Genomic DNA, 23,751 nt, shown 5'->3' on the forward strand with positions numbered 1-23,751 from the left:
AAAGAACGAAAAGCCCGCCCCGCATTCATCTTACAAACAACTCAGTTTCTTTTAAATTGTCTATAGTTACTGCCCTCTTTATGTAATTTACTTGATAAGATTCTATGGGCAGCCCTACCCTAAATATTTATCACGATATCTAAAAAACACCTCATACGGAAAACCTTATCTGAGACTTACCTCACCCTCCTAAATGATGATGTGTTATGATACAATAAGATAATTAAGGACACAAAATCCCCTTTTACATTAACTTAAGCTTTATGAAATGTCTTCAGTTTTTGGGCTTTCTGCTCATAAAGACCATCTCTTCTATAATCTTCCGGTATGATGCCAATATTGCATTCTTCTCATCAAGTTTAAAGGTATCTTGATCTACTTTTCAATGTTCTCTCCCTTTAAATGCAATGTGATAACTTTTTATTCTACAACACAAGTAAAAATCTTAAAACGAATGACAACATAACTCTAATAAATCATCTTAAAGAGTTTCCCTAAGAAATTGTTATAATACCATTGAATTTTTCTGGAAATCATAAACAATTATGTTTAGAAAATATGAACTATAAATCCAAAAGGGGAACAATTCATGAAAAATGAAACAACTTCAGCATCACAGGATGCAAGAAAACGTGTTTTTGCTATTATAGCAAGCGCATCAGGAAATCTCGTAGAATGGTATGATTTTTACGTGTACTCATTTGCATCAATTTATTTTGCATCACAATTCTTTCCCTCCGATGGTGATACGATTACGCCACTGTTAAAAACCGCAGGTGTGTTTTTTATTGGCTTTCTTATGCGCCCTATTGGAGCTTGGTTTTTAGGGTTTGTCGCCGATCGTTATGGACGTAAACGCTCGATGCTTATATCCATTTTTATGATGTGTGGTGGCTCTTTTTTCATCGCCATACTTCCCACCTATGAAACCTTAGGAGTAACATCAGCAATCCTTTTACTTTTAGCTCGGATGATGCAAGGACTTTCAGCAGGTGGTGAATATGGTACAGCAGCCACTTATATGAGCGAAGTTGCCCTCAAAAAACATCGTGGGCTTTTTGCTTCTTTCCAATCAGCCACCCTTATTACAGGTCAACTTCTTGCCAGCTTCATTATATTTATTCTAGCATCTTATCTCTCTGAAGATCAGTTAAAAGCATGGGGATGGCGCATTCCTTTTGTGATTGGTGGTTTCGGGGCAGTGATTGCGATTTATCTGCGTCGTTCTCTCCACGAAACAACCACGAAAGAAAGCCGCTCTCACAAACACTCTGGCAGTCTTAAGGAACTTCTCACCAAGCATACAAAAGCCGTTGTCGTAATTGCATGCTTTGCATCAGGAGGATCACTCACATTTTACACCTTTACGACTTATATGCAAAAATATCTGATCACAACCACCGGCTTTGATAAACATACCGCAACAACGATTATGACAGCTGTACTATTTATTTTCATCCTATTCCAACCCATAGCTGGTATCATAGCCGATAAAATTGGAACAAAAACTTTACTTATCATTTGGAGTATACTCTCTGTCATCTTTACATTTCCTGGACTCTGGATAATCGGTAATACGCATAGTATATGGGTTGCCTTTTCCGTCATTATTGGCTTGCTCTTCATTATGAGCATGTATACATCCATCTCTGGTGTCGTCAAATCAGCAATGTTTCCCTCTTCAATACGCGCATTAGGCGTTAGCATCTCTCATGCCATTGGCAACGCCTTATTTGGTGGTTCTGCTGAATACGTTGCGCTTGGATTAAAAAAGTACGGTCATGAATCACTCTTTTATTTTTATATAACCGTCGTGATGATCATGGCATTCATTGCTCTTCTCTTTGTCCCGAGTATGCGTAAAGGAGGCTACCTCCAAGAGGATGAAAAACATTAACCCTTTTTATCAACGAAAAAGCCCAAGAAATTGGGCTTTTTTTATCATTATCACAAATTTAATATTGTTTAAATTTTATGAAGTGCATTAAGTTGCTTAGCAACTAGATAATAAAAAGTCAGTCGACTTTTTCTACGCTCTCCAGACATCATCTCAGCCACTTTTGAAACAGCCGTTTTAGCACTCTTCTCATCAGCTTCTAAAACATCTTGAACCCATTTTTCAACACGTTCTAACTCTTTTGGATCCGATGTAGCAACAAGCGCTGCATCCTGCTTTTTCATCACCAAAGCTAAACGATGGCTAAGTCGTTCTACTGCTGCTTCATCGGGATTTGAATCATATAGTTTAATATCTGCTAAATTATTTGTCATTTTGCATCATCTCCTCTCCAAAAATGAGCGGTCTATACTTTATAGCCGCCTCATATAGCTCCATAAATAATTAGAGGATTAAAAATATTAACAACCCCCCCTTTTCCTAAGACTGTTCTTCATCTATATTTAGAGGGCTGGTTTACCAGCTATGGTAATAAATGGACGGTGAAATAAACCTATTGGACCCGGGGGCGGTACCCGGCGCCTCCACCAAAATATAAAAAATCAAAATTATATTTTGGTGGGGGCGAAATAGGATCGACAAGGGTGTAAAGATCGCTCTTTTACTCGGCATTGTACCACCGTTATCGGGCTAAATGAGTAGTTGCAAATGACAACTATGCGGAAGCACGTCTCGCCGCTTAAGGTGGTGTGAATGTTTCAATTTAAGTCTTAAACCGTCGCAGGTTTAAGCGGGGTTCGGAGGCACCTGGCAACAGAAGCCTTCACTTTTTTAAATGTTGTTGATTGATCTTTCAGACATTATCAGACATTATTTACCATAGAGTTTCGTATTTATTCGATTTATTGAGGTGCATCGTAGAAAAAATCTGCTAATTTAAAATATATTCTGTCACACAATATCAATACGCCCCATTCTGCTACGTGAAATAAAAGGAATAAACTTCGATGGTTAAAGATCAAATCCGTTACGATATTCTCGTTCAGGATGCGCTTCGTGGAGTTATCCGTAAAGTTTTATCGGAAGTTGCCAAAGCAGGTCTTCCGGGAAATCATCATTTTTTTATAACTTTTTTGACAAATGCCCCAGGCGTTAAAATTTCTCCTCGGCTAAAAAATCGCTATCCCGAGCAAATGACAATCGTCTTACAACATCAATTTAGAGATCTCAGTGTTTCAGAAACAGCTTTCGAAGTAACCCTCTCTTTCAGGGAAATAACCGAAAAGCTCGTGATTCCTTTTACTTCCATTCAGGTCTTTTATGATCCTGTAGCAGCATTTGAAGCAGCATTTGATCTGCCCTCAAATCTGACCTCTGGAGAAAGTGAAAATTCAGAAAATACCTCAACTACGCCTATTACCTTATCAAACAAACAAAAAAAAGAAAATACGCTTACAAAAGAACAAAATCTCAGTACAAATAAAGAACCTTCAAATAACGATGCAAAACAAAATCAAAGTGCTGATGTTGTCTCTTTAGATTCCTTTCGGAAAAAATAATTTTTCTCATGACTGAATTGATTAATCTTCGCCAATTTCGAAAACAAAAAAAACGTACAGAAAAATCTCTTTGTGCTGAGCAAAATCGTTATCGTTTTGGACGAACAAAAACTGAAAAAAATTTTGAGCAGCAAAAATCTTTAAAAATGCAAAAATTTCTTGATCAAAATCGTTTGCGAAACGACGAATAAAGGTGGAAAAATGCACGAAAATAATTCTATCGATTGGTCAAAAGTCATTCCACGAAAGATATCTGTTCGCGTTGATGGACACGCAACAAGCGTCTCTTTAGAACCACCATTTTTAGATATTCTAAAAGATATAGCCCGCAAAAAAGGACAATCTTTAGCCTTTATTATTACCGATATTGATAGCAAAAGACCACAACAAGTAAATCTTTCGGCTTCGTTACGCGTTTATGCCCTTCAAAGCGTTCTCACCCAAAGCCTTTAATGTTTGTGCTTATTTTTTTACGTTCTCTTTCTGTCTGTTCAACTGAAACTGTTGTGACTTTTTAAGAGAAGTTTTTTTAATCTAGAACTTCAATAAAAAAAAGACTACAAAAGAGAGATAATGAGTAATTTTTCTGATCATACCATACCTTTCTTTGAAGAAGATTCCCCTCCAGACCATGATAAGAAGAGCTCTGGTTTTTTCTCCCATACTCTAAAAGAACAAAAATCATATAACACAGACTATTTAGAACAACTCAATCCAGAACAGCAACAAGCTGTTATGAATACTGAGGGACCTCTTTTAGTTCTTGCAGGTGCTGGTACAGGAAAAACACGCGTTTTAACAACCCGTATTTCTCACATTTTACGCTCTGGACTTGCCTCTCCTCAGCAAATACTTGCTGTCACTTTCACCAACAAAGCAGCACGTGAAATGAAAATACGTATTGGTGAACTTATTGGAGAAGTTGTTGAAGGTATGCCTTGGCTTGGAACCTTTCATTCCACTGGAGCTAAAATTTTACGCCGTCACGCAGAGCTTGTTGATTTAAAAAGAAACTTTACAATTCTCGATAGCGATGATGTTCTTCGACTTTTAAAACAACTTATTCAAGCTGAAGGATTAGACGATAAGCGTTGGCCCGCACGAAACCTTGCCATGATGATTGATTCTTGGAAAAATCAAGGACTCTCACCAACACATATCTCAAAAAGTGATGCTCATTCCTTTGGTAATGGCATGGGACGTGAACTTTATCACAGTTATCAAAATCGATTAAAAGATCTTAATGCTTGTGATTTTGGTGACCTTCTACTTCATTCTATCTCTATCTTCCAACATAATCCAGATATCCTTCGCGAATATCATTCTCAATTTCGTTATATTCTCGTCGATGAATATCAGGATACAAATACAGCACAATATCTTTGGCTTCGCCTTTTGGCCCAACATCCTCAAGGTCAACATGTTAATCTTTGTTGTGTTGGCGATGATGATCAATCCATTTATGGATGGCGTGGTGCAAAAGTCGAAAACATATTACGTTTTGAAAAAGATTTTCCTTCTGCTAAAATTATTCGTCTAGAACGCAATTATCGCTCAACATCTCATATTCTCAAAACCGCCTCCCATCTCATTGCGCATAATGAAGAAAGACTGGGAAAAGTCCTTTTTTCTGCTCAAATAAAGAGCGAGGAAGAAAAGGTAAAAATTCATTCAGCATGGGATTCGGCAGAAGAAGCACGAGCAATTGGAGAAGAAATCGAACGCGCACAACAAACCGGTCATGCATTAAATCATATGGCTATATTGGTACGCGCATCATTTCAAATGCGTGAATTTGAAGATCGCTTTGTAACGCTTGGCCTTAATTATCGCGTTATTGGTGGTCCTCGTTTTTATGAGCGGATGGAAATACGTGATGCCATGGCTTATTTACGCGTTGTTGTCCAACCCACTGATGATTTAGCTTTTGAGCGTGTTATTAATACACCGAAACGCGGCATAGGAGATGCAACCCTGCGCATTCTTTATGAGAGTGCACGTGCACGTGCTGTTCCTCTCTTTTCTGCTGCCGCTGACATCATTGAAACAGATGAATTAAAGCCTAAGGCACGCAGTGCGTTACGAAGCCTCATTGAAAACTTCCGCCGCTGGCAAAATATGCTTCAAGACACTCCTCATAGAGAACTTGCCGAGATCGTCCTTGATGATTCTGGTTATACAACCATGTGGTTAGAAGATCGTTCACCAGAGGCTCCTACAAGACTAGAAAATCTTAAAGAAATGATTCGTTCCATGGAACAATTTGAAAATCTTCAAAGTTTTTTGGAACATGTTGCACTCGTTATGGAAACGGAAAATAATGAAAATATGGATGCAGTCAACATCATGACACTTCATTCAGCCAAAGGGCTTGAATTTGAAACAATTTTTCTTCCAGGTTGGGAAGAAGGACTCTTTCCCCACCAGCGCTCATTAGATGAAGGTGGACGTTCAGGATTAGAAGAAGAACGGCGTCTTGCTTACGTAGGTCTAACAAGAGCAAAAAAACATTTGCATATATGGTTTGTATCGAATCGAAGAATTCATGGACTTTGGCAACCTGCTCTTCCCTCCCGTTTTCTAGATGAATTACCAGCAGAACATATAGAAGTTGTAGAAATGGAAACATCCTATGGTGGTTATGGAAAATCTTCCTTTCAATATCACGATTCTTTTTATAATGACTATGCAACACCAAGACAAAAGCGTGCACAAAAAAACAAGAATATTGAAGGAAAAATTATCACGCAATCAATCTCTCATACACCATCAGATTTTTCTGTCAATGATCGGATTTTTCACATAAAATTTGGTTATGGTCATATTACAGCAATAGACGATCATAAATTGACAATAATGTTCGAAAAAGCCGGAGAAAAGCGTGTACTAGACAATTTTGTAAACAAAGCTTAATTACAAGTAAACCACGATCAGTTTTTTCAAGAAACCACTTTGTTTTATTCTGACTATCATTTCCATTTGCGAACAAAGGCTTCAATGGGCAAATTTTGCATATCAGGCAATGCGTCGTGAATTTTATTAAGTGGCCAATCCCACCAAGCCATATCTAAAAGGCATTCTATCACATGATTGGGAAAACGCATCCGCAATCGCTTAGCAGGCACCCCAACGACAATCGTATAAGGCATAACATCTTTCGTTATAACAGCGTTCGCGCCAATGATAGCGCCATGACCAATTGTCACCCCAGGCATAATAACCGCACCATGTCCAATCCACACATCATGCCCAATAATAACACGTTTTGCACAACGCCTTTCACGAAAACCACTATCTAATGCCATATAACGAAAATATTCGTTTGGACGATAGGTTATTTTATGCGTTGAAACGCGCTCCATAGGATGCTCCAACGCATTCATCCGTACATGAGATGCAATAGAACAAAAACGCCCAATATCGCTATAAATAGCCTCACTATTACGCTCTAAATAAGAAAAATCTCCAACGGTTACATCCCGTAAAATCACCCGCTCATTAATTTCCACATAGCGCCCTAATTTACAACCATGCAGCCGCGCTGTCGTATGGATACGAGGTTCACTTTCATGAAATCGAAGATCTTTCTCAATATTCATACATCTTTCACCAATGTTTTATCAATAGATATGGAAAGACATACCAATCAAGCCAATAAAATCAACCATGAAACAAACATTGCAAAACAAACCTGCCGATGTTACAATTTCTCGATCTATCTAAGAGAGTCAAACTATGAAAAATGTAATACGCATCTTGGGGCTGACAATCATATTTCTTGCAGGTGTTTTTATTTATGATACGCTGACAAATAAGCCTTTAGGTGATAACTTTACGCTCACTGATTCTAATGGAAAAAATATTACTGAGGCTGATGTTCGAAGCAAGCCTTCAATAATTTTTTTCGGCTTCACTATGTGTCCTGAAAGCTGCCCTACCACACTGATGAATCTTGATCGATGGCTTACAGCCCTTGGGCCTGAAGCTGATAAATTAGGTATATGGTTTGTGACTGTTGATCCTGAACGTGACACACCAAAAGTACTCCATGATTATCTCAGTAATTTTAACAATAAAATTGTTGGCATTAGTGGAGATCCTGATAAAGTTCATAAAATGGTCAATTCTTTCAACATCGTTGCTGAAAAAGTCCCTGAAACAGATGGAAACTATACATATAACCATACAGCAGCAATTTTTTTACTCAAAAAAGGTGGAAAATTAGCTGGCGTTATTCGTTATGACACGAAAGAAAGCGATAGCGAATTAAAAGATGAAATCGCCATTGAACGGTTAAAAAAACTCATCTTAAACTAAAAAAAGCCGATCAAAAGAAAGAACAGCATGTCGCAACAAATTCGCCTCTATTATACTGCTTCTAAAAATGAAGCAGAACGGTTCTATACCCTTATAGAAACAGCCTTTGACGAAGAAGGTTATCCTCTTGCTCTTACAGAGATAGATGAACAAAATGCTGTATATGAGCTTTCTCTATATGTCGATCAAGACAATCAAGAGAACGCATTAAAACATTTTGCAAGCGTTCTCTCTATAGATTTTGATAAAATTAATATGGAAGTTTTACCCAACATTGATTGGGTACAAAAAAGCCTAGAAGGACTAAAACCTGTGCAAGCCGGTCCTTTTTTCCTTCATGGAAGTCACAACCGAAACGCCATTCCAGCAAATGTTCTCCCTATTGAAATTGAAGCTAATCAAGCTTTTGGCACCGGACATCATGGAACAACAGCCGGTTGTTTAGAAATGATTGCCAAAGTCATGAAACACGAAAATCCCCAAAATGCCCTTGATCTTGGTACTGGGAGCGGTGTACTAGCCATTGGCATAGCAATGCTCAAACCAATTACTGTGCTTGCATCCGATATTGACCCAATTGCTATTCAAGTTGCACAACACAATATCGAATTCAATGGTGTCAATGAATATGTTACAGCTATTACAGCAACAGGTTTTGCCCATGATGCAATTGCATCACGAGCTCCTTTTGATCTCATTGTTGCCAATATCCTTGCTAATCCGCTTATTGAACTTGTGCAAGAAGTGGTAACGGCACTTCAAAAAGGGGGATCACTTATACTCTCTGGAATTCTTGAAGAACAACATGCCCATGTTTTGGAGACTTATATAAAACAAGGACTGAAGCATATCGAAACATACCACCGGCAAGGATGGGTTACGATACACCTGAAATAAAATAAAAGAAAAGGACGTCGTTATGTATCAATCTTTTGAGGCGACAACAAATCCTGCTTATGCAGCAGAACGCATTTCTTGCCTTCGTAAAGAACTCGATCACCTTGGACTCGATGGTTTTCTTGTTCCGCGGTGCGATGAACACCAAGGAGAGTATGTCCCTCCTCATGCTCAACGCCTTAGCTGGTTAACCGGCTTTACTGGATCAGCTGGGATTGCACTGATTTTAAAAAACAAAGCCATCATATTTACAGATGGGCGATATAAGCTCCAAGTTCGCCAACAAACTGATCCTGATATTTTTAATTATGAAGATCTCATAACTTGTCCTCCCTCACAATGGCTTGAAAAAAATGGTCAAAAACTTTCTATTGGCTTTGATCCATGGCTCCACACGATTGCTGCCACCGATGCATTAAAAAACGCATTAGAAATGAAAGCAGGTGGAAAACTTGTAGAAGTTCAACATAATCCCATTGATCTGCTCTGGCATGATCAACCAAAATTACCACAATCTGCCTTATCAATTCACCCTCTCAAATATGCTGGGTGCGATACAGATGAAAAACTCGCTTTGATTTACAAAGATATACAGCAAACTCATGCAAATGCTTTTATTTTTACAGACCCCTCTTCCATTGCATGGACATTCAATATACGGGGCAATGATGTTTCCAACACGCCTTTTTCCCTTTGTTTTGCTCTCATTCCACTTAACAAAACACCAGCTTTATTCATTGACAGCAAAAAACTTGGTGTAGAACAGAAACAATATCTAGAACGTTATGCAAAATTATATGAACCAGAACAGCTTATTCCCAAGATCAAAGAGTATGTTCAAAAAGGGACAGTGTTTGCCTTAGATCCACAGCTAACATGCGAAAAATTACGAACTGTTATTGAAGAAAAAAATAGCTTTTTTATCACACTTACCGATCCTGCTGCTCTACCACGTGCCATTAAAAATGACACAGAACTCAATGGCGCACGCAAAGCGCATCTACGCGATGGTGTTGCCCTAACCCGTTTTTTTTCTTGGTTAGATAAACAAATACCAGGGTCAATAAGTGAAATTTCTGCTGCTCAAAAATTAGAAGAATTTCGCATAAATACAGCAAAAGAAATGGGAGAAAAACTTGAAGATCTTTCTTTTGATACAATCTCCGCAACAGGAGAAAATGGTGCCATTATTCATTATCGTGTAACAACGCAAACAAATAAACAACTCAAAGCCGGTGAACTTTACCTCGTTGATTCAGGTGGACAATATCGTGATGGCACGACTGATGTCACACGTACAGTAGCAATTGGGAATATTGGAGAAGAAGAAAAACGCTGTTTCACTCTTGTTCTCAAGGGCATGATTACTCTTTCAACTGCTTGCTTTCCCAAAAGAACCCGTGGACAAGACCTTGATGCTCTTGCACGCATTGCATTGTGGAAAGCTGGTTTTGATTATGCCCATGGCACCGGTCATGGTGTTGGATCTTATCTTTCTGTCCATGAAGGACCGCAAAATATTTCTCGTAAAGGGTGCCAAGAACTCATCTCCGGTATGATTCTTTCAAACGAGCCAGGCTATTACCGCGAAAGCGCTTTTGGTATCCGTCTTGAAAATTTGATGATTGTGAAGCCAGCACAAAAAATTGATGGTGGAGATATAGAAATGCTCTCGTTCGAAACACTTACACATTGCCCCATTGATCGACGGTTAATCCTTCCAGAGCTTTTGACACAAGAAGAACGACAATGGCTCAATGATTACCATGCGCGCGTTTATCAGATGAATGCACCTTACTTAAATGAAGAAGATAAAAAATGGGCAAAAGAAGCAACAATGCCCCTTTAAATGAAGCAACCTATAACTTTTACCCTTTCTACAAAACACTACACCCTTCTCTTTTAAAGAGAGAAGTGCGAATTTACCATCAGCAAACACAAAAAATATTTCTACAAGATACTTCAAGTTTTTTGCTGGTACGGTAAACGCTAACCTCGGTGAAGCAAGATGAGATACACCTATACGCGGTAATACTTATCTTGGCGATCTCCATCTAGACACTCTCATATCCCTAGTTTCTTTATATGGAAACTTTCGTTATATTTTGTAACCCTCCGCATCGTATTTCTAAAACACCTATTATAACCAGCTTATTACGCTGTTTGGATTCAAAAATTCTGCATATTTATTCGAATAAATTTTACCTTTTTGTTTGCTTCACAATGATAATTTATATTATTTTAATTCTTGAATCATTTACAATAGCTGTAATTCATTATAATACATATTGCTACAATGAAATAGAATCTGCCATGAAATAAAATTAAGTATTTAGAATTAAAAGAAGGAGCATGATGATAACATCAGCGTTAAGATTTTTTATTTATTTGCATAGTTAACAATACAATATTATTTTCTAGACTATTACTTACTGTTGAAAAAACGTTATCCACAATATAGATAGTTTCCAACTGCACAGTATAAAAACAACATATATGGAGGCATGTGTTTTTACCTGAATGTGTTATTCAGCTAAAAATTAACGACAATAACAGAGGATATAAAAACTAGATAACACAAAAACAGTCACGTAAATAAAGAAGATTCAAACTCTCTACAGAATTTTACAAATGCTCTGAAAAATACACAATAAAACGTGTGTCTTATAGCTTGTTAGTTAACAAAATCTTAAGCACAGATCTTAGTAATCTATATCCTTTCCTTATCCAGTATTTTAGAAATAAAGTGACTATCTTAATGCGTATAATTTTATTTTATTCCGTAATATTATTATTTGGATACTATATTGGGCCTTCTGTATTGAAGGAAATTACTAAATTTAAGCGAGTTCCTATTGCTTTATTTTCTGAAAATCAAGTCATTACTCAAAATCAGTACGATAAATTATACGAAGAGTACGTAAAGACACAATATCCTGATAATATATACGAAGAGCGCCTAGAAATTGCAAAAAAATATCTGGATAATAAGAGTTATGGTGTATATCATGTTCTAAGCCCTGGGATGATAGTACTAATTCCTGAAAATATAAATCTTATCCATGCGAAAGTTGTTTGGTGTGCATGCCTTGTGGACTTATTACAGGGAGAGTACAATAAAAAATTTCCAGCATTATCCCTCCCTACCTACCTACATACATAAGCTACATTCTCAATATAATTGGAAAGAAAACGATTTCATTTGGGCAAAAAATTTAGTCATGAACTCGACAGATCCAATGTTTAGATACGCAGGAATGGTATTTAATTCTGAAATATTCTCAATCCAAATACTAGCTCTAATAAACGAAATTTCCTATGCTGAGAAATTTGAGAGAGATGAAGGAAGTCAGGAAAAAAATTATGCTGCTAGACGCATTAGCGAATATCCGAAATTTTGTAATGAAATTGGACAAGTGTACCATCTAATAATGCCTGATAAGTATAGGTACCAGTAATCTTTTATAAATTCAACATAATAAACAACTCGCATTTATATCCCTTATTCATTTATAGCGGAATGTTTTATTATATTTTGTAATCTTCCGCGTTACATTTCTATTACGTCATTATAATCGGTTTATTACGGCATTTTGGATTAAACTCTACATATTTGTTCAAAAATTTTACCTTTCTTCACAGTAATAATTTATATCTTTTACTAATAATAACCTTGCATATTCTTCATCATAATAGTTTAAGTTTAATATTTAAGCTCAGCGTTAATCATTTTTAATAACTTAATAAATATCAAAATATATTGGCATTCTATGTTTACAAAAAATAGCCCCTTTATCTCCTTTTTGATTCCAGCTCCCCCAAATGTAAGAGAGATAACCACACAAACAGCATACGCATCTTCTAGAAAACATCCTCTAAACATTATGTTTCTCAATCAGCTGTAGCCAAGCCTCTTCATCGATAACCTCAACACCTAATTCTTCAGCTTTAGCCAATTTGGAGCCCGCTCCAGGTCCTGCAACAAGAAGATCTGTTTTTTTAGAAAGTGAACCAGATGTTTTAGCCCCTAATCGCTCTGCCAATGCTTTTGCTTCATCGCGTGACATATGCGCCAAAGTTCCTGTAAAAACAATGATCTTCTCCGCTATTGGTGAAGAATCTGCTATGATAGGCTCCTCATCAAGAGGAGTTACTTCTTCAAGCAAAACAGATAAAATCTCACGGTTATGCGCTTCTCTATAAAAATCAACAATTGCGCCCCCTACCTGTGGTCCAATTCCTTCAATATTGGTAAGTTCCATCCAAGCCTCATTTCCTTCTTCATTTTCCTTATCACATGGCATAAATGCTTCCATAGCCGCAGTTTCAAAAGCTGTATAATTTTTATAAGCACGTGCAAGGCGGCGTGCATTCACTTCGCCAACATGACGAATCCCCAATGCAAACAAAAAACGGCTCAAAGGAATTTCTCGGCGCGCATTAATAGCATCATACAGTTTCCGAACTGAAACAATACCAAAACCTTCCATATTTTCCAAACGTATCAAAGACTTTTCTTGGCGCCGTTGTAAAGTAAAAATATCGGCTGGTGTATGAATACAAAGCGCCTCATCTTGAGCATAGAAAAAAAACTCTACCTGTTTTTTACCCAAGCCTTCAATATCAAAAGCATTGCGTGAAACAAAATGACGAATACGTTCAATTGCTTGTGCAGGACAAATAAGCCCCCCTGTACAGCGACGCACGGCTTCTCCCACTTCACGAACAGCATGACTCCCACAAGCTGGACACAAATGAGGAAAAATAAAAACAGCAGCATCTTTCGGGCGTTTTTCAATGATAACATCAATAACTTGAGGGATCACATCACCAGCACGTTGTACAATCACGCTATCACCTACACGGATATCACGTCCTTCACGAATGGGCTCTCCTTTATGACCAATTCCCTTAATATAATCCTCATTATGCAAACTAGCATTGGTCACCACCACTCCACCAACAGTAATAGGCGTAAGACGTGCAACAGGTGTCAAAGCTCCCGTGCGACCAACTTGAATGTCAATATCTTCCAAAAGCGCTATCGCTTTTTCTGCTGGAAATTTATGGGCGATAGCCCAACGCGGCGAACGAGAAACAAACCCCAAGCGCTTTTGGAGCATCAAATCATTAACCTTATAAACAATGCCATCAATATCATAGCTTAAAGAATGACGGCATTCTTCGATATCGTGATAATAGCAAATAATATCTTCTACTGTCTTAAAGACTTTTGTTAATGGATTGATAACAAAGCCATACTCTTTTAGCTTTTTCATCATCTCCATTTGACTTTCTGCCAATATTTCACTCACCTCACCACAAGCATAAGCAAAAAATTGAAGTTTTCTGCTAGCGGTTATCCGTGAATCAAGCTGACGGAGAGAACCAGCCGCCGCATTTCGAGGATTGGCAAAGGTTAACTTGCCCTTCTCTTGTTGGCTGATATTTAGTGCTTGGAAATCTTCCCGCCCCATATAAACTTCACCACGCACCTCAATGATATCAGGAAAATCACCTTGCAAAACTTGTGGAATATCAGCAATTGTTCGGGCATTTGCCGTCACATTTTCACCGACAGTTCCATCCCCACGCGTTGCCGCACGCACAAGCTGCCCCTTTTCGTAGCGCAAAGACAAAGATAAACCATCAATTTTTGGCTCCGCTGTTATTTCCAACACTTGTGTTTCTGGAAGCCGTAAAAAACGACGAATACGCTCAACAAATTCAGTAACATCTTCAGAGCTAAACGCATTATCAAGTGAAAGCATAGGCTGTGCATGAACAGATTTTTCAAATTTTTCAGAAATTGGTGCTCCAATTTTATGTGAAGGAGAATCAATACGTATAAGCTCTGGAAAAAGAGCTTCAATTTCTGCATTACGACGACGTAAAGCATCATATTCTGCATCAGAAATTTCAGGCTGATCATCACGATTATAAAGCACATCATGACGTGCAATCTCTTTTGCCAACCACTCTAATTCACGTTCTGCTTCAACAGCTGTGAGATTTTTATATGCATCTTTGTTCATAAAATCTATTCCAAATTACAAGCGCTGCCACAAGGGCCTCCCACGCCTCCTCATCAAGTGAATCTCAATAAATATAAGCTTTCTAGTATTTTTATCGCTGACTAATTACCTTTATGCGAGAAGCTTTTGAGCCGCTGCACGCGCTTCTTCAGTAATCTGTTCTCCAGCCAACATACGGGCAATTTCTTCTGCACGCTCATGTTCTTTCATTTTATGAATCGCAGTAACAAAGCGTCCTTTATCATGACTCTCAATTTTTGAAATAAGAAAATGACCATGCGCTTTCGATGCAACCTGTGGAGCATGCGTAATAGCGAAAACTTGGACATGTTCTGATAAGCGTTGCAACCGTTGCCCAATAGCCGCTGCAACAGCCCCCCCAACGCCTGTATCAATTTCATCAAAAATCAGCGTCGGTGCTGATCCTCGATCAGATAAAACAACTTTTAATGCCAGCAAAAAACGAGATAATTCACCGCCAGAAGCCACACTAAGCATCGGCCCAGCACGTGTTCCAGGATTTGTCCGCACCCAATATTCAATACGATCACATCCCTCTGCACTCCGCTTTTCCATATCACTTTGCATTTCAACAATAAATTCAGCCCTCTCTAACTTCAATGCCGGCAACTCAGCCATAACACTTTCAGATAAATGCCTTGCTGTCTCCCGACGCTTTATTGTTAAGGCTTGCGCCAATGTATCATAATTTTTCTTTGCCTGCTCTGCCTCATCTTCAAAACGTGTCAATATGGTCTGAGCCTCTTCAAAATCAGCCAGTTCAGCATCCATTTTATCGCGTAACTGAACCAATTCATCCGCAGAAACTTGATATTTACGAGCAAAACCCCGAAGAGCAAAAAGACGTTCTTCTATCCGTTCCAATTCATCAGGTTCAAAGTCCAATGCTCGTATTGCCACCTCAATACCTTCTTGTGCTGTTGCAAGTGCATGCAATGCCTCATCAATAGATTTCACCACTGGTGCAATAAGTTCTTGCGCCTCAGGAATTTTCCGCTCCAAACGCCTCACCAAATTGGAAAGCACTGGGATTGGTGATTTTTGACCCGTTAAAAGATCATCCGCTTCTTTTATATCCGTTGCTATTTTTTCTAATTTAAGCATATCTGCACGGCGAAGAGAAAGAGCATCTTCTTCACCAACTTGAAAATCAAGCTTTTCAAGCTCTTCTACACACGCACGAAGATAATCAACCTCACGTACAGCGCTCTCTACTTTAAGACGCTGCTGTTGCAAACGCTCCTCACATTCACGCCATGTGTGATAACACTGGCGTAAATTTTCCACTTCATTCTCAAGTCCACCAAAGGCATCTAATAATTGGCGATGTGTAGCAACATCAACAAGTGCACGATCATCATGTTGTCCATGGATTTCAACCAGCAAACGGCCAACACTTCGCATCAATGCAACACTAGACACCTGATCATTGATAAAGACACGGCTACGTCCATCACTTGATTGTACCCGCCGTAAAATAATATCACCCTCGTCATCAAGACCATTCTCACGAATAAGTTGACGTGCAGGATGTGAAACAGACACATCAAAAACAGCCGTAACCTGCCCGCGGTCAGCACCATGACGCACAAGCGAAGCATCACCCCGCCCCCCTAAAGCAAGTGATAAAGCATCAAGGAGAATAGACTTCCCCGCACCCGTTTCTCCAGTTAAAACCGTCAACCCCGCTGTAAAATGAATATCGAGCGTTTCGATCAAAACAATATTATGAATCGAAAGCTGTACCAACATAGAGAATCAACGTACCCTCTTCTTGTCACCACCTAAAGCATTTGAGATCCAAGAAGATTTATGCTCATGTGGTGATATTTTATTCTTCTGCAAGAGATTATAAGAAAATTTATACCACTCACTTTTGGGATAATTACGTCCTAAAATAGCTGCTGCTGTTTGCGCTTCCGCCGTTAAGCCGAGAGCTAAATTAACTTCCGTTAAGCGGAAAAGTGCTTCTTCAATTTGATTTGTATCAGAATACTCTTCAACTACGGTACGAAACCGTCTACTTGCCGCAAGGTAGCGCCGCCCCTCTTCATAATAACGGCCGATCTGCATTTCTTTACCAGCCAGCTGTTCGCGCCCAAAACGGATTTTATCCTTAGCATCCTTGACATACTCAGAATTAGGATAGCGCTCTATAAGAAGCTGCATAGCAGCAATAGCGCGTTTCGTATCACGTTGATCACGCGTAACATCGGGAATCCGACGGAAAGAAGAAAGACCAATAATATAGTACGCATAAGCCGAGTCAGTTGACCCTGGATAAAGCGTAATATAGCGTTGAGCCATACTAATTGAATCATCATACTTTCCGAGTCGATAATTAGTAAAAGCACCCATGACCAAAGATTTACGCCCCCAGTCTGTATAAGCGTACTGTTTTTCAATCTTCAAAAACTTCTTCGATGCATCCCCAAGCCGCCCACTTTCAAGGCTAGCAAGCGCCTGATTATAGAGAACATCTGGTGGCTCTATTTTCAAAACATAAGCAGATGGATCAAGGGTATTTTTCTCTTTAAAGAGACATCCCGCTAACATACAGGTGCTTCCTAAAAGTACCACCCCCAATATCTTGCGTACAATGTTAGATTTTCTATATGTCATATTTCCAATGCACACATGAGATTTTTTCATAGTTTTTCCGGCCTCCAGAGAATATCACCTTGTAGCAAAAACAATTTATCAAAGGTTTTATACCATATCACTTTAAAATCCACATAACCAATTTAACAGTTTAGGTCAATCATCCCCTTAAAAATCAAATAAACGATAAAAAAATCTTGCCAATTTTTTTACTTTTTCTCTAAAAAGCTTTTTTCATAATATGATTCGTCTGCCAAAACAGCCTTCACCAATTGCGCATTAATTCTATGCCCACTACAATAAGAACGAAATAATCCAATAAAAGGTGCCCCAAGCAAAGCAGTATCACCAATCGCATCAAGCATCTTGTGCCGAACACATTCATTCTCCCAATAAGGACCATCGGGATTTAAAATTTTATCATTAAGGTCGATAACAAGAGAATTTTCCAAAGAAGCGCCTCTCGCCTTTCCAGAAAGCCTTAATTCTTCCACGTCTTTGATAAAACCAAAAGTGCGCGCACGTGACAAATCATCCCTAAACCCTCGTGTGGTAAGATCAAAACTGAAATGTTGCTTACCAATAGCAGAAGAAGGAAAAGAGATCGTTATATCAAAACGACGTCCATCGAATGGCAAAAGCTCTGCAACACCATGAGCTCCTTCAACCCGCACCGGCTTTTTTATAATGAAATAAGAACGCAACGCATTTTGCTGTACAATACCAACATCTTCAAAAGCTTGGCAATATAGCCACGCTGAACCATCCAAAATAGGAATCTCATTATGTGACACTTCAATAACAAGATTATCCAAATTATAAGCAGCAATTGCCGCCATCAAATGTTCAATTGTTTCAACCCTTACATCTCCATCTCCAAGTACTGTTGATAATTCAGTTTCTCCTGTTTGCGATGCATGGGCTTGAAATATTTTCTCTGTTCCGTCTAATCCACAACGCTTAAAAACAATACCACACCCAACATCCGCTGGACAAACCTTTACCACTGACAAACAGCCACTATGAACGCCAATCCCCTTAAATGTTACTGCTTTTTTAAGAGTAGACTGATATTTTGGTACTAAATTCATCATATCATTTTATTAAATTGCTTGTACATCTTTTAACAAAATTTATAAAACTATAAAAAATATTCATAGTAAATAATACAAAAAAACCGCTTATTGTAAGCGGTTTTTTTTAAAACAAAGTATTTTATCCAAAATACAGTAATATATTTTACTGTATAATTTTTGTCTGATCATTAAAGAAATAATAAAATTTCTTACTTTACCTCATTTTTCATCAATTAATTTGCCTGACGACGTAAAAATGCTGGTATTTCCAACTGATCTTCTTCACTTATAAAAGTACACTGATCTTGTGGTACCTGAGGATGCAGCTCACCAGAACGACGTGGAACATAAACAGAAGCATCTTGAGAAAGCGCCTGAGAGTTTTTATTGTAAACATGAGACTCTTTCTGCTGAGACGATCTAACAGCAGGCTCCAGCCTCGCTTCTGGCTCAGCTTCTTCACGATGTGTCAAGCTCTGTTTCAAACGCTGCCAAAGATTACGAGGACCCTGATCCGTCACAAATGTTCTTTGGCTTTGTCCATGCGCAACAGGAGGAAAATCCTTTAACTCAGGCATACGCATTGGAGCGCGCGCTTGCATTTGTTGCATTTGTTTTGGTTGCACTGGCTTTTCTTTTTGCTTCACAAGCCCTGTCATCTCATCAAGAACATGCGCTGTTGCCTCCATACTCACAGGAGCCGTCATCGCCTGTTGAGAACCACGGCTTACTTGCATACGAGGCACATTTGATCTCTGTTCCTGAACAGCATTTGAACCATACGCAACAGCATTCGTTGCACTTCGTGTCGTCATTGCTTCTGCAGGTTGTGCAAAAATTTGACTTTTGGGACGGAACTGTTCTCCGGTTGATTTACCCTTCTCTATTTCAAGTGATTCGATCACTTCTACCATTGACTCAGAACGCAGAGGCGATGATTGAACATGAAAAGAACTATGTGACGTTCCAGGATCGCTCTTGCGTATTGAAGAAGCAGGCCTTTGAATCTGAGGATGAGAGGACTGAACCACATCACTAACTTCACGATCAATACCGGTGGCAACCACAGAAACACGAATAACACCTTCCAATGACTCATCATCAATAGCGCCAAAGATCACATTCGCATCAGCATCTACTTCTTCACGAATACGATTAGCAGCTTCATCAACCTCAAAGAGAGTCATATCACGACCACCCGTAATAGAAATCAATAAACCACGCGCCCCACGCATAGAGGTATCATCCAACAATGGATTTGCAATAGCAGCTTCAGCCGCAGCCAAAGCACGCCCATCACCAGATGCCTCACCCGTTCCCATCATGGCTCGACCCATTTCGTGCATAACAGAACGAACATCAGCAAAATCAAGGTTAATCAAACCCTCTTTAATCATCAAATCCGTAATGGAAGCAACACCAGAATAAAGCACTTGGTCAGCCATAGCAAAAGCATCAGCAAACGTTGTCTTATCATTTGCAATACGGAAAAGATTTTGATTGGGAATAACAATCAATGTATCGACAGACTTTTGTAATTCTTCAATACCAGCCTCTGCCGTTTTCATACGACGTGCGCCTTCAAACTGAAACGGCTTTGTCACAACACCAACAGTCAAAATACCTTTTTCACGCGCTGCGCGAGCAACAACGGGAGCAGCCCCTGTTCCAGTTCCTCCCCCCATACCAGCAGTAATGAAAACCATATGAGAGTCTGCAAGATGATCAATAATTTCATCAATACATTCCTCCGCCGCCGCTTGTCCAACTTCAGGCAAAGCCCCAGCACCCAAACCTTCTGTCACAGCTGCCCCAAGTTGGATAACACGTTCAGCCTTTGACATAGCCAAAGCCTGTGCATCCGTATTTGCAACAACAAAGTCAACTCCCTGAAGACCAGCATTTATCATATTATTCACGGCATTCCCGCCACCACCTCCAACACCAAAAACGGTAATGCGTGGCTTCAATTCCGCGATATCTGGCCGATGCAGATTAATCGTCATTTTCTTTTCCTTCTCATAAGACACCGCAAGCCAAAGCGATGAAATTTATCCAACTAGACTTAACTAAAAACTCTCACGCAACCACTGACCAACACGCTGAAAATATCCACGCGTGCCCATCGATAAATGATTTCCTGCCGCCTGCATTGTTTTTTCTTCAAAACCCACCAATTGCGGATAAATTAACAACCCAACAGCAGATGTAAACGCCGCCCCTTTTGCAAGAGAAGGAAGCCTCGAAATACCTAAAGGCCGCCCGATACGAACATTTCTTCCTAATATAGTACGTGCCATTTCTGGCAATCCTGTTAACTGGCTTGCTCCCCCAGTCAAAATAACACGTTTACCAATGATGTGACCAAAACCAGAACGATTTAAACAATCACGGACCATTTCTAAAATTTCTTCAACACGCGCACGAATGATACGCCCAAGAACCGCGCGAGGATATTGAGTTTCACGCTGTTCACTCCCAATTTCTGCTACATTAATCATTTGCCGCTCATCAGCACTTGTTAAAAGTGCTGAACCATAAACAACTTTTAAACGTTCCGCCTCTGTTAAAGACATAGAAAATCCGCGCGCAACATCAAGAGTGACATGATGCCCCCCAACAGCAAGAGCATCTGCATGAATAAATTTCCCCTCAAAAAACACTGAAAATGTTGTTGTTCCACCACCAAAATCAATACATGCAGCCCCTAAACGCGCCTCATCATTCATCAAGACAGCAAGACCACTTGCAAAGGGAGTAGCAACCATTGCTTCAACACTCAAATGTGCACGATTAATACAAGTTTCCAAATTACGCAAAGAGGCTGTTTCTGCTGTTACCACATGCACGTCGACACCAAATGTTTCCCCTGCCATGCCAATAGGATCAAAAATTCCTTTATCTCCATCCAATACATAAGAAACTGGAACTGAGTGCATAACATGACGTTCAGCATCAAAGGCTTTACGCGAAACATCTGAAAAGGCCATACGCATATCACGCTTGGTGACTTCACGACCATTCAAATGAACCTTTCCATTAATCAAAGCACTTTGTAATCGACTTGAGGAAAAATTCACAATCACTGAATCCACCACCAAACCCGCCATTTTTTCTGCCGCATCAACAGCCAATCTTATTGATTGTTCTGCTGCAAACATATCCATGACAACACCGGATTTAATACCACGTGAACGCTGCACTCCAAAGCCTAGAATTTCCGTAGAATGTGTACGACCATGTAAATAGTGTGCATGCTTCAAAGGACGCAAACAAGCAATAAGACAAACAATCTTACTTGAACCGACATCAAGTACCGTTAAAAAACGTGTTTTACGCCCCTTCAAATGATGTGATCTGAGTAGCATCATAGGCTTCCTGCCTTTCGCGCTTTTAAAATACGTTCTTCTTCTGCTACAGTAGTATGATAACGCTCCAACGTTTCATCTGATAAAGAAACAGTAATTCGATCAGCAAGACGTAAATCAACACTGAGAATATCGCGAGATAAAAGATCTTGCATTGTACCGGACGAAGAAAGAGAAGAAAGCCTTTCAAGAGCACCATTTTCAGGCAACATAACGCGCATTCCATTATTCAAAACAAGATCCCAACGTCGATCACCTACCCGCACAAAAGCACGAATACGATCATATACTTCCGGATAGACTGACAGCGCTTGAATAAACACTTTAGCAGCATTTTGTGCACCCTGCCCAACCACAAGAGGTAAATCCCGAACAATTTCTCCTTTAAAAGGCACAATGACACGACCTGTATTATCAACAATATCCATTATGCCATCATGTTGCCAAATGGCATAGGGTTCACGCTCCACGATGGAAATGCGCATTCTATTGGGATAAATTTTCTGAACATTAGCCGATTGCACCCAAGCCTGTTTTTCCAACAGAGAACGCGCTCTTTCAACATCAAAAGTGAATATAGAAGGCGCAACATCAAGTTTTAAAATTTTAAAAATATCCTGCTTTGCCAAGCGCTTATTACCGCTTATATCGACATGAGTGACCACAAAACTACTATCCAATATGATCGTATTTACGACCACAGCCATCTGACCACTTGATGAAAGTCCATAAAAAGCCGTAACAAAGAAAAACCACACAACAGCAAAAGAGCCAAAATGGCGTGGAATATGAATATTGACAAAAACAAACTCAAACATAAACCGAAGAAAACGACGATAAAGACGTGGCAAAGCCGGCACTGAAAGCACCTCCATCGGAACATTTGTTTTATTAACATTCAACGCATACATGATGCGTCCTCCACCATCCATTGAACAATATCGCCGTAAGTACGGCCGCTCGCTTTTGCAATATCAGGAAGAAGAGACGTCGAGGTCATACCTGGTTGCGTATTAATTTCAAGCCAAACCAATTCTCCCGTTTTTTCATCAAAACGAAAATCAGAACGGCTAACACCTCGACACCCTATCGCCTGATGGGCTGCTAAAGACATTCTTTGCACACTTTGGTAAATATTTAGTGAAAGTTGTGCAGGACAAATGTGAAGAGAACCACCCGTTTTATATTTTGAGTCATAATCGTAGAATGGAAAGTGTTTATCGGGAAGAATTTCACACACATCCAGCACTTCGTTCCCCAAAACAGCACAAGTCAATTCACGACCAGGAATATATTTTTCAATCATCACCTCATCGGCATACCCCCACTCAGCTCCCCCAATATTATGCGGCGGTGCAGCTTCATTTCCTTGAACAATGACAACACCAAAACTTGATCCTTCACACACAGGTTTAATTACATAAGGAGGCTCCATGGGATGCGTTCGGCCCAAAGCAAAGCGGCTCATGATACGAGAAGGAGCAACACAAACCCCAACATTTGCAACGATAATTTTTGCACGTCCCTTATCCATTGCCAAAGCAGATGCCATCACGCCAGAATGAGTATAAGGAATTTTTAAATATTCAAGAATCCCCTGAATCCGGCCATCTTCACCAAATGGACCATGCAATGCATTGAAGGCAATATCGGGCTGCAACTGTTCAAGAACAGAAGCAATATGAGCATCAACATCCACGCGGCTCACGCGATACCCCTGCACCTCTAAAACATCAGCACACGCCGCCCCTGAAGATAAACTTATAGACCGTTCAGAAGAAAAACCTCCCATTAACACAGCTATATGTTTATCTTTCATAATAAATCACCCTCTTTCGCATACTATATGTAGTCTATATAGAATACATCAGCACTACATACAGGAAAAACAAAGTTTATCCTTGCGAATCAATAACCTAGCATTTTGCATAATGAATCAGACTCAAAAGCCGGATGCAAGAGATTCTTTGTTAATTTATT

Annotated in this window: 19 protein-coding genes and 1 other RNA gene; 10 read left to right on the forward strand and 10 right to left on the reverse strand. The window is 39.4% G+C overall.

Features of this window, described 5'->3' with window-relative positions; translation table 11 throughout:
• Nucleotides 1–589 precede the first annotated feature (589 nt).
• Nucleotides 590–1,897: an MFS transporter gene (locus tag ACFIK4_RS07135; RefSeq protein ID WP_375612014.1), complete on the forward strand. Its 1,308-nt coding sequence runs from the start codon at nucleotides 590–592 to the stop codon at nucleotides 1,895–1,897.
• A 68-nt stretch (nucleotides 1,898–1,965) separates the two neighbouring features.
• On the opposite strand, the gene ACFIK4_RS07140 is transcribed toward ACFIK4_RS07135, so the two are convergent.
• Entirely contained in the window at nucleotides 1,966–2,271 is a 306-nt protein-coding gene (locus ACFIK4_RS07140) for a DUF2853 family protein (RefSeq protein ID WP_375668344.1), read from the reverse strand.
• 97 nt (nucleotides 2,272–2,368) lie between these two features.
• Here ACFIK4_RS07140 and ssrA point away from each other — a divergent pair.
• The 5 genes from ssrA (at nucleotide 2,369) to ACFIK4_RS07165 (ending at nucleotide 6,369) form a co-directional block, all read left to right on the forward strand.
• Nucleotides 2,369–2,725, forward strand: a transfer-messenger RNA (tmRNA) gene (gene ssrA, locus ACFIK4_RS07145).
• A gap of 179 nt (nucleotides 2,726–2,904) precedes the next feature.
• Nucleotides 2,905–3,456 (forward strand): SspB family protein, encoded by a 552-nt coding sequence (locus tag ACFIK4_RS07150; RefSeq protein WP_375612012.1) that lies wholly within the window; start codon nucleotides 2,905–2,907, stop codon nucleotides 3,454–3,456.
• An 8-nt stretch (nucleotides 3,457–3,464) separates the two neighbouring features.
• Nucleotides 3,465–3,647, forward strand: a complete 183-nt coding sequence (locus tag ACFIK4_RS07155) for a DUF4169 family protein (protein ID WP_375612011.1) — start codon at nucleotides 3,465–3,467, stop codon at nucleotides 3,645–3,647.
• A 10-nt stretch (nucleotides 3,648–3,657) separates the two neighbouring features.
• Nucleotides 3,658–3,909, forward strand: coding sequence for a ribbon-helix-helix domain-containing protein (locus ACFIK4_RS07160; protein ID WP_375612010.1), 252 nt, complete (start codon nucleotides 3,658–3,660; stop codon nucleotides 3,907–3,909).
• 120 nt (nucleotides 3,910–4,029) lie between these two features.
• Nucleotides 4,030–6,369 carry an ATP-dependent helicase gene (locus ACFIK4_RS07165; protein ID WP_375675609.1) on the forward strand — a complete coding sequence of 780 codons (2,340 nt, stop codon included), beginning with the start codon at nucleotides 4,030–4,032 and terminating at the stop codon, nucleotides 6,367–6,369.
• Nucleotides 6,370–6,425: 56 nt separating this feature from the next.
• Here ACFIK4_RS07165 and ACFIK4_RS07170 read toward each other — a convergent pair whose 3' ends face one another.
• Nucleotides 6,426–7,055, reverse strand: a complete 630-nt coding sequence (locus ACFIK4_RS07170) for a DapH/DapD/GlmU-related protein (RefSeq protein WP_375668342.1) — start codon at nucleotides 7,053–7,055, stop codon at nucleotides 6,426–6,428.
• Nucleotides 7,056–7,191: 136 nt separating this feature from the next.
• On the opposite strand from ACFIK4_RS07170, the gene ACFIK4_RS07175 reads away from it, so the two are divergent.
• The 4 genes from ACFIK4_RS07175 to ACFIK4_RS07190 all read left to right on the forward strand — a co-directional run bounded on the left by ACFIK4_RS07175 (nucleotide 7,192) and on the right by ACFIK4_RS07190 (nucleotide 11,833).
• Nucleotides 7,192–7,773 (forward strand): SCO family protein, encoded by a 582-nt coding sequence (locus ACFIK4_RS07175; protein WP_375628847.1) that lies wholly within the window; start codon nucleotides 7,192–7,194, stop codon nucleotides 7,771–7,773.
• 27 nt (nucleotides 7,774–7,800) lie between these two features.
• A complete protein-coding gene (locus ACFIK4_RS07180) occupies nucleotides 7,801–8,670 on the forward strand; it encodes a 50S ribosomal protein L11 methyltransferase (protein WP_375668341.1) in 870 nt (289 codons plus the stop codon).
• 22 nt (nucleotides 8,671–8,692) lie between these two features.
• Nucleotides 8,693–10,519, forward strand: a complete 1,827-nt coding sequence (locus ACFIK4_RS07185; RefSeq protein ID WP_375675612.1) for an aminopeptidase P family protein — start codon at nucleotides 8,693–8,695, stop codon at nucleotides 10,517–10,519.
• A gap of 972 nt (nucleotides 10,520–11,491) precedes the next feature.
• Complete coding sequence (locus ACFIK4_RS07190; RefSeq protein WP_375675614.1) at nucleotides 11,492–11,833, forward strand: hypothetical protein; 342 nt, start codon at nucleotides 11,492–11,494, stop codon at nucleotides 11,831–11,833.
• A gap of 712 nt (nucleotides 11,834–12,545) precedes the next feature.
• Here the strand turns inward: ACFIK4_RS07190 and ligA are convergent.
• The 8 genes from ligA to ACFIK4_RS07230 all read right to left on the reverse strand — a co-directional run bounded on the left by ligA (nucleotide 12,546) and on the right by ACFIK4_RS07230 (nucleotide 23,590).
• Complete coding sequence (gene ligA, locus ACFIK4_RS07195) at nucleotides 12,546–14,705, reverse strand: NAD-dependent DNA ligase LigA (protein ID WP_375638330.1); 2,160 nt, start codon at nucleotides 14,703–14,705, stop codon at nucleotides 12,546–12,548.
• Nucleotides 14,706–14,816: 111 nt separating this feature from the next.
• Nucleotides 14,817–16,478 carry a DNA repair protein RecN gene (recN, locus tag ACFIK4_RS07200; protein WP_375675617.1) on the reverse strand — a complete coding sequence of 554 codons (1,662 nt, stop codon included), beginning with the start codon at nucleotides 16,476–16,478 and terminating at the stop codon, nucleotides 14,817–14,819.
• Nucleotides 16,479–16,484: 6 nt separating this feature from the next.
• Nucleotides 16,485–17,378: an outer membrane protein assembly factor BamD gene (locus ACFIK4_RS07205; RefSeq protein WP_375675619.1), complete on the reverse strand. Its 894-nt coding sequence runs from the start codon at nucleotides 17,376–17,378 to the stop codon at nucleotides 16,485–16,487.
• Nucleotides 17,379–17,536: 158 nt separating this feature from the next.
• Nucleotides 17,537–18,421: a UDP-3-O-acyl-N-acetylglucosamine deacetylase gene (lpxC, locus tag ACFIK4_RS07210; protein WP_375638332.1), complete on the reverse strand. Its 885-nt coding sequence runs from the start codon at nucleotides 18,419–18,421 to the stop codon at nucleotides 17,537–17,539.
• Nucleotides 18,422–18,636: 215 nt separating this feature from the next.
• Nucleotides 18,637–20,409 (reverse strand): cell division protein FtsZ, encoded by a 1,773-nt coding sequence (gene ftsZ / locus ACFIK4_RS07215; RefSeq protein WP_375675622.1) that lies wholly within the window; start codon nucleotides 20,407–20,409, stop codon nucleotides 18,637–18,639.
• Nucleotides 20,410–20,472: 63 nt separating this feature from the next.
• Nucleotides 20,473–21,774, reverse strand: a complete 1,302-nt coding sequence (gene ftsA, locus ACFIK4_RS07220; protein WP_375613372.1) for a cell division protein FtsA — start codon at nucleotides 21,772–21,774, stop codon at nucleotides 20,473–20,475.
• Entirely contained in the window at nucleotides 21,771–22,682 is a 912-nt protein-coding gene (locus tag ACFIK4_RS07225; RefSeq protein WP_375675624.1) for a cell division protein FtsQ/DivIB, read from the reverse strand. The genes ftsA and ACFIK4_RS07225 overlap by 4 nt, the downstream gene beginning before the upstream one ends.
• Nucleotides 22,670–23,590 (reverse strand): D-alanine--D-alanine ligase, encoded by a 921-nt coding sequence (locus tag ACFIK4_RS07230; protein ID WP_375611998.1) that lies wholly within the window; start codon nucleotides 23,588–23,590, stop codon nucleotides 22,670–22,672. Before ACFIK4_RS07230 ends, ACFIK4_RS07225 begins: the two co-directional genes overlap by 13 nt.
• Nucleotides 23,591–23,751: the final 161 nt, after the last annotated feature.

The organism is Bartonella sp. AP9QHHD (assembly GCF_042195625.1).
Lineage (GTDB): Bacteria > Pseudomonadota > Alphaproteobacteria > Rhizobiales > Rhizobiaceae > Bartonella.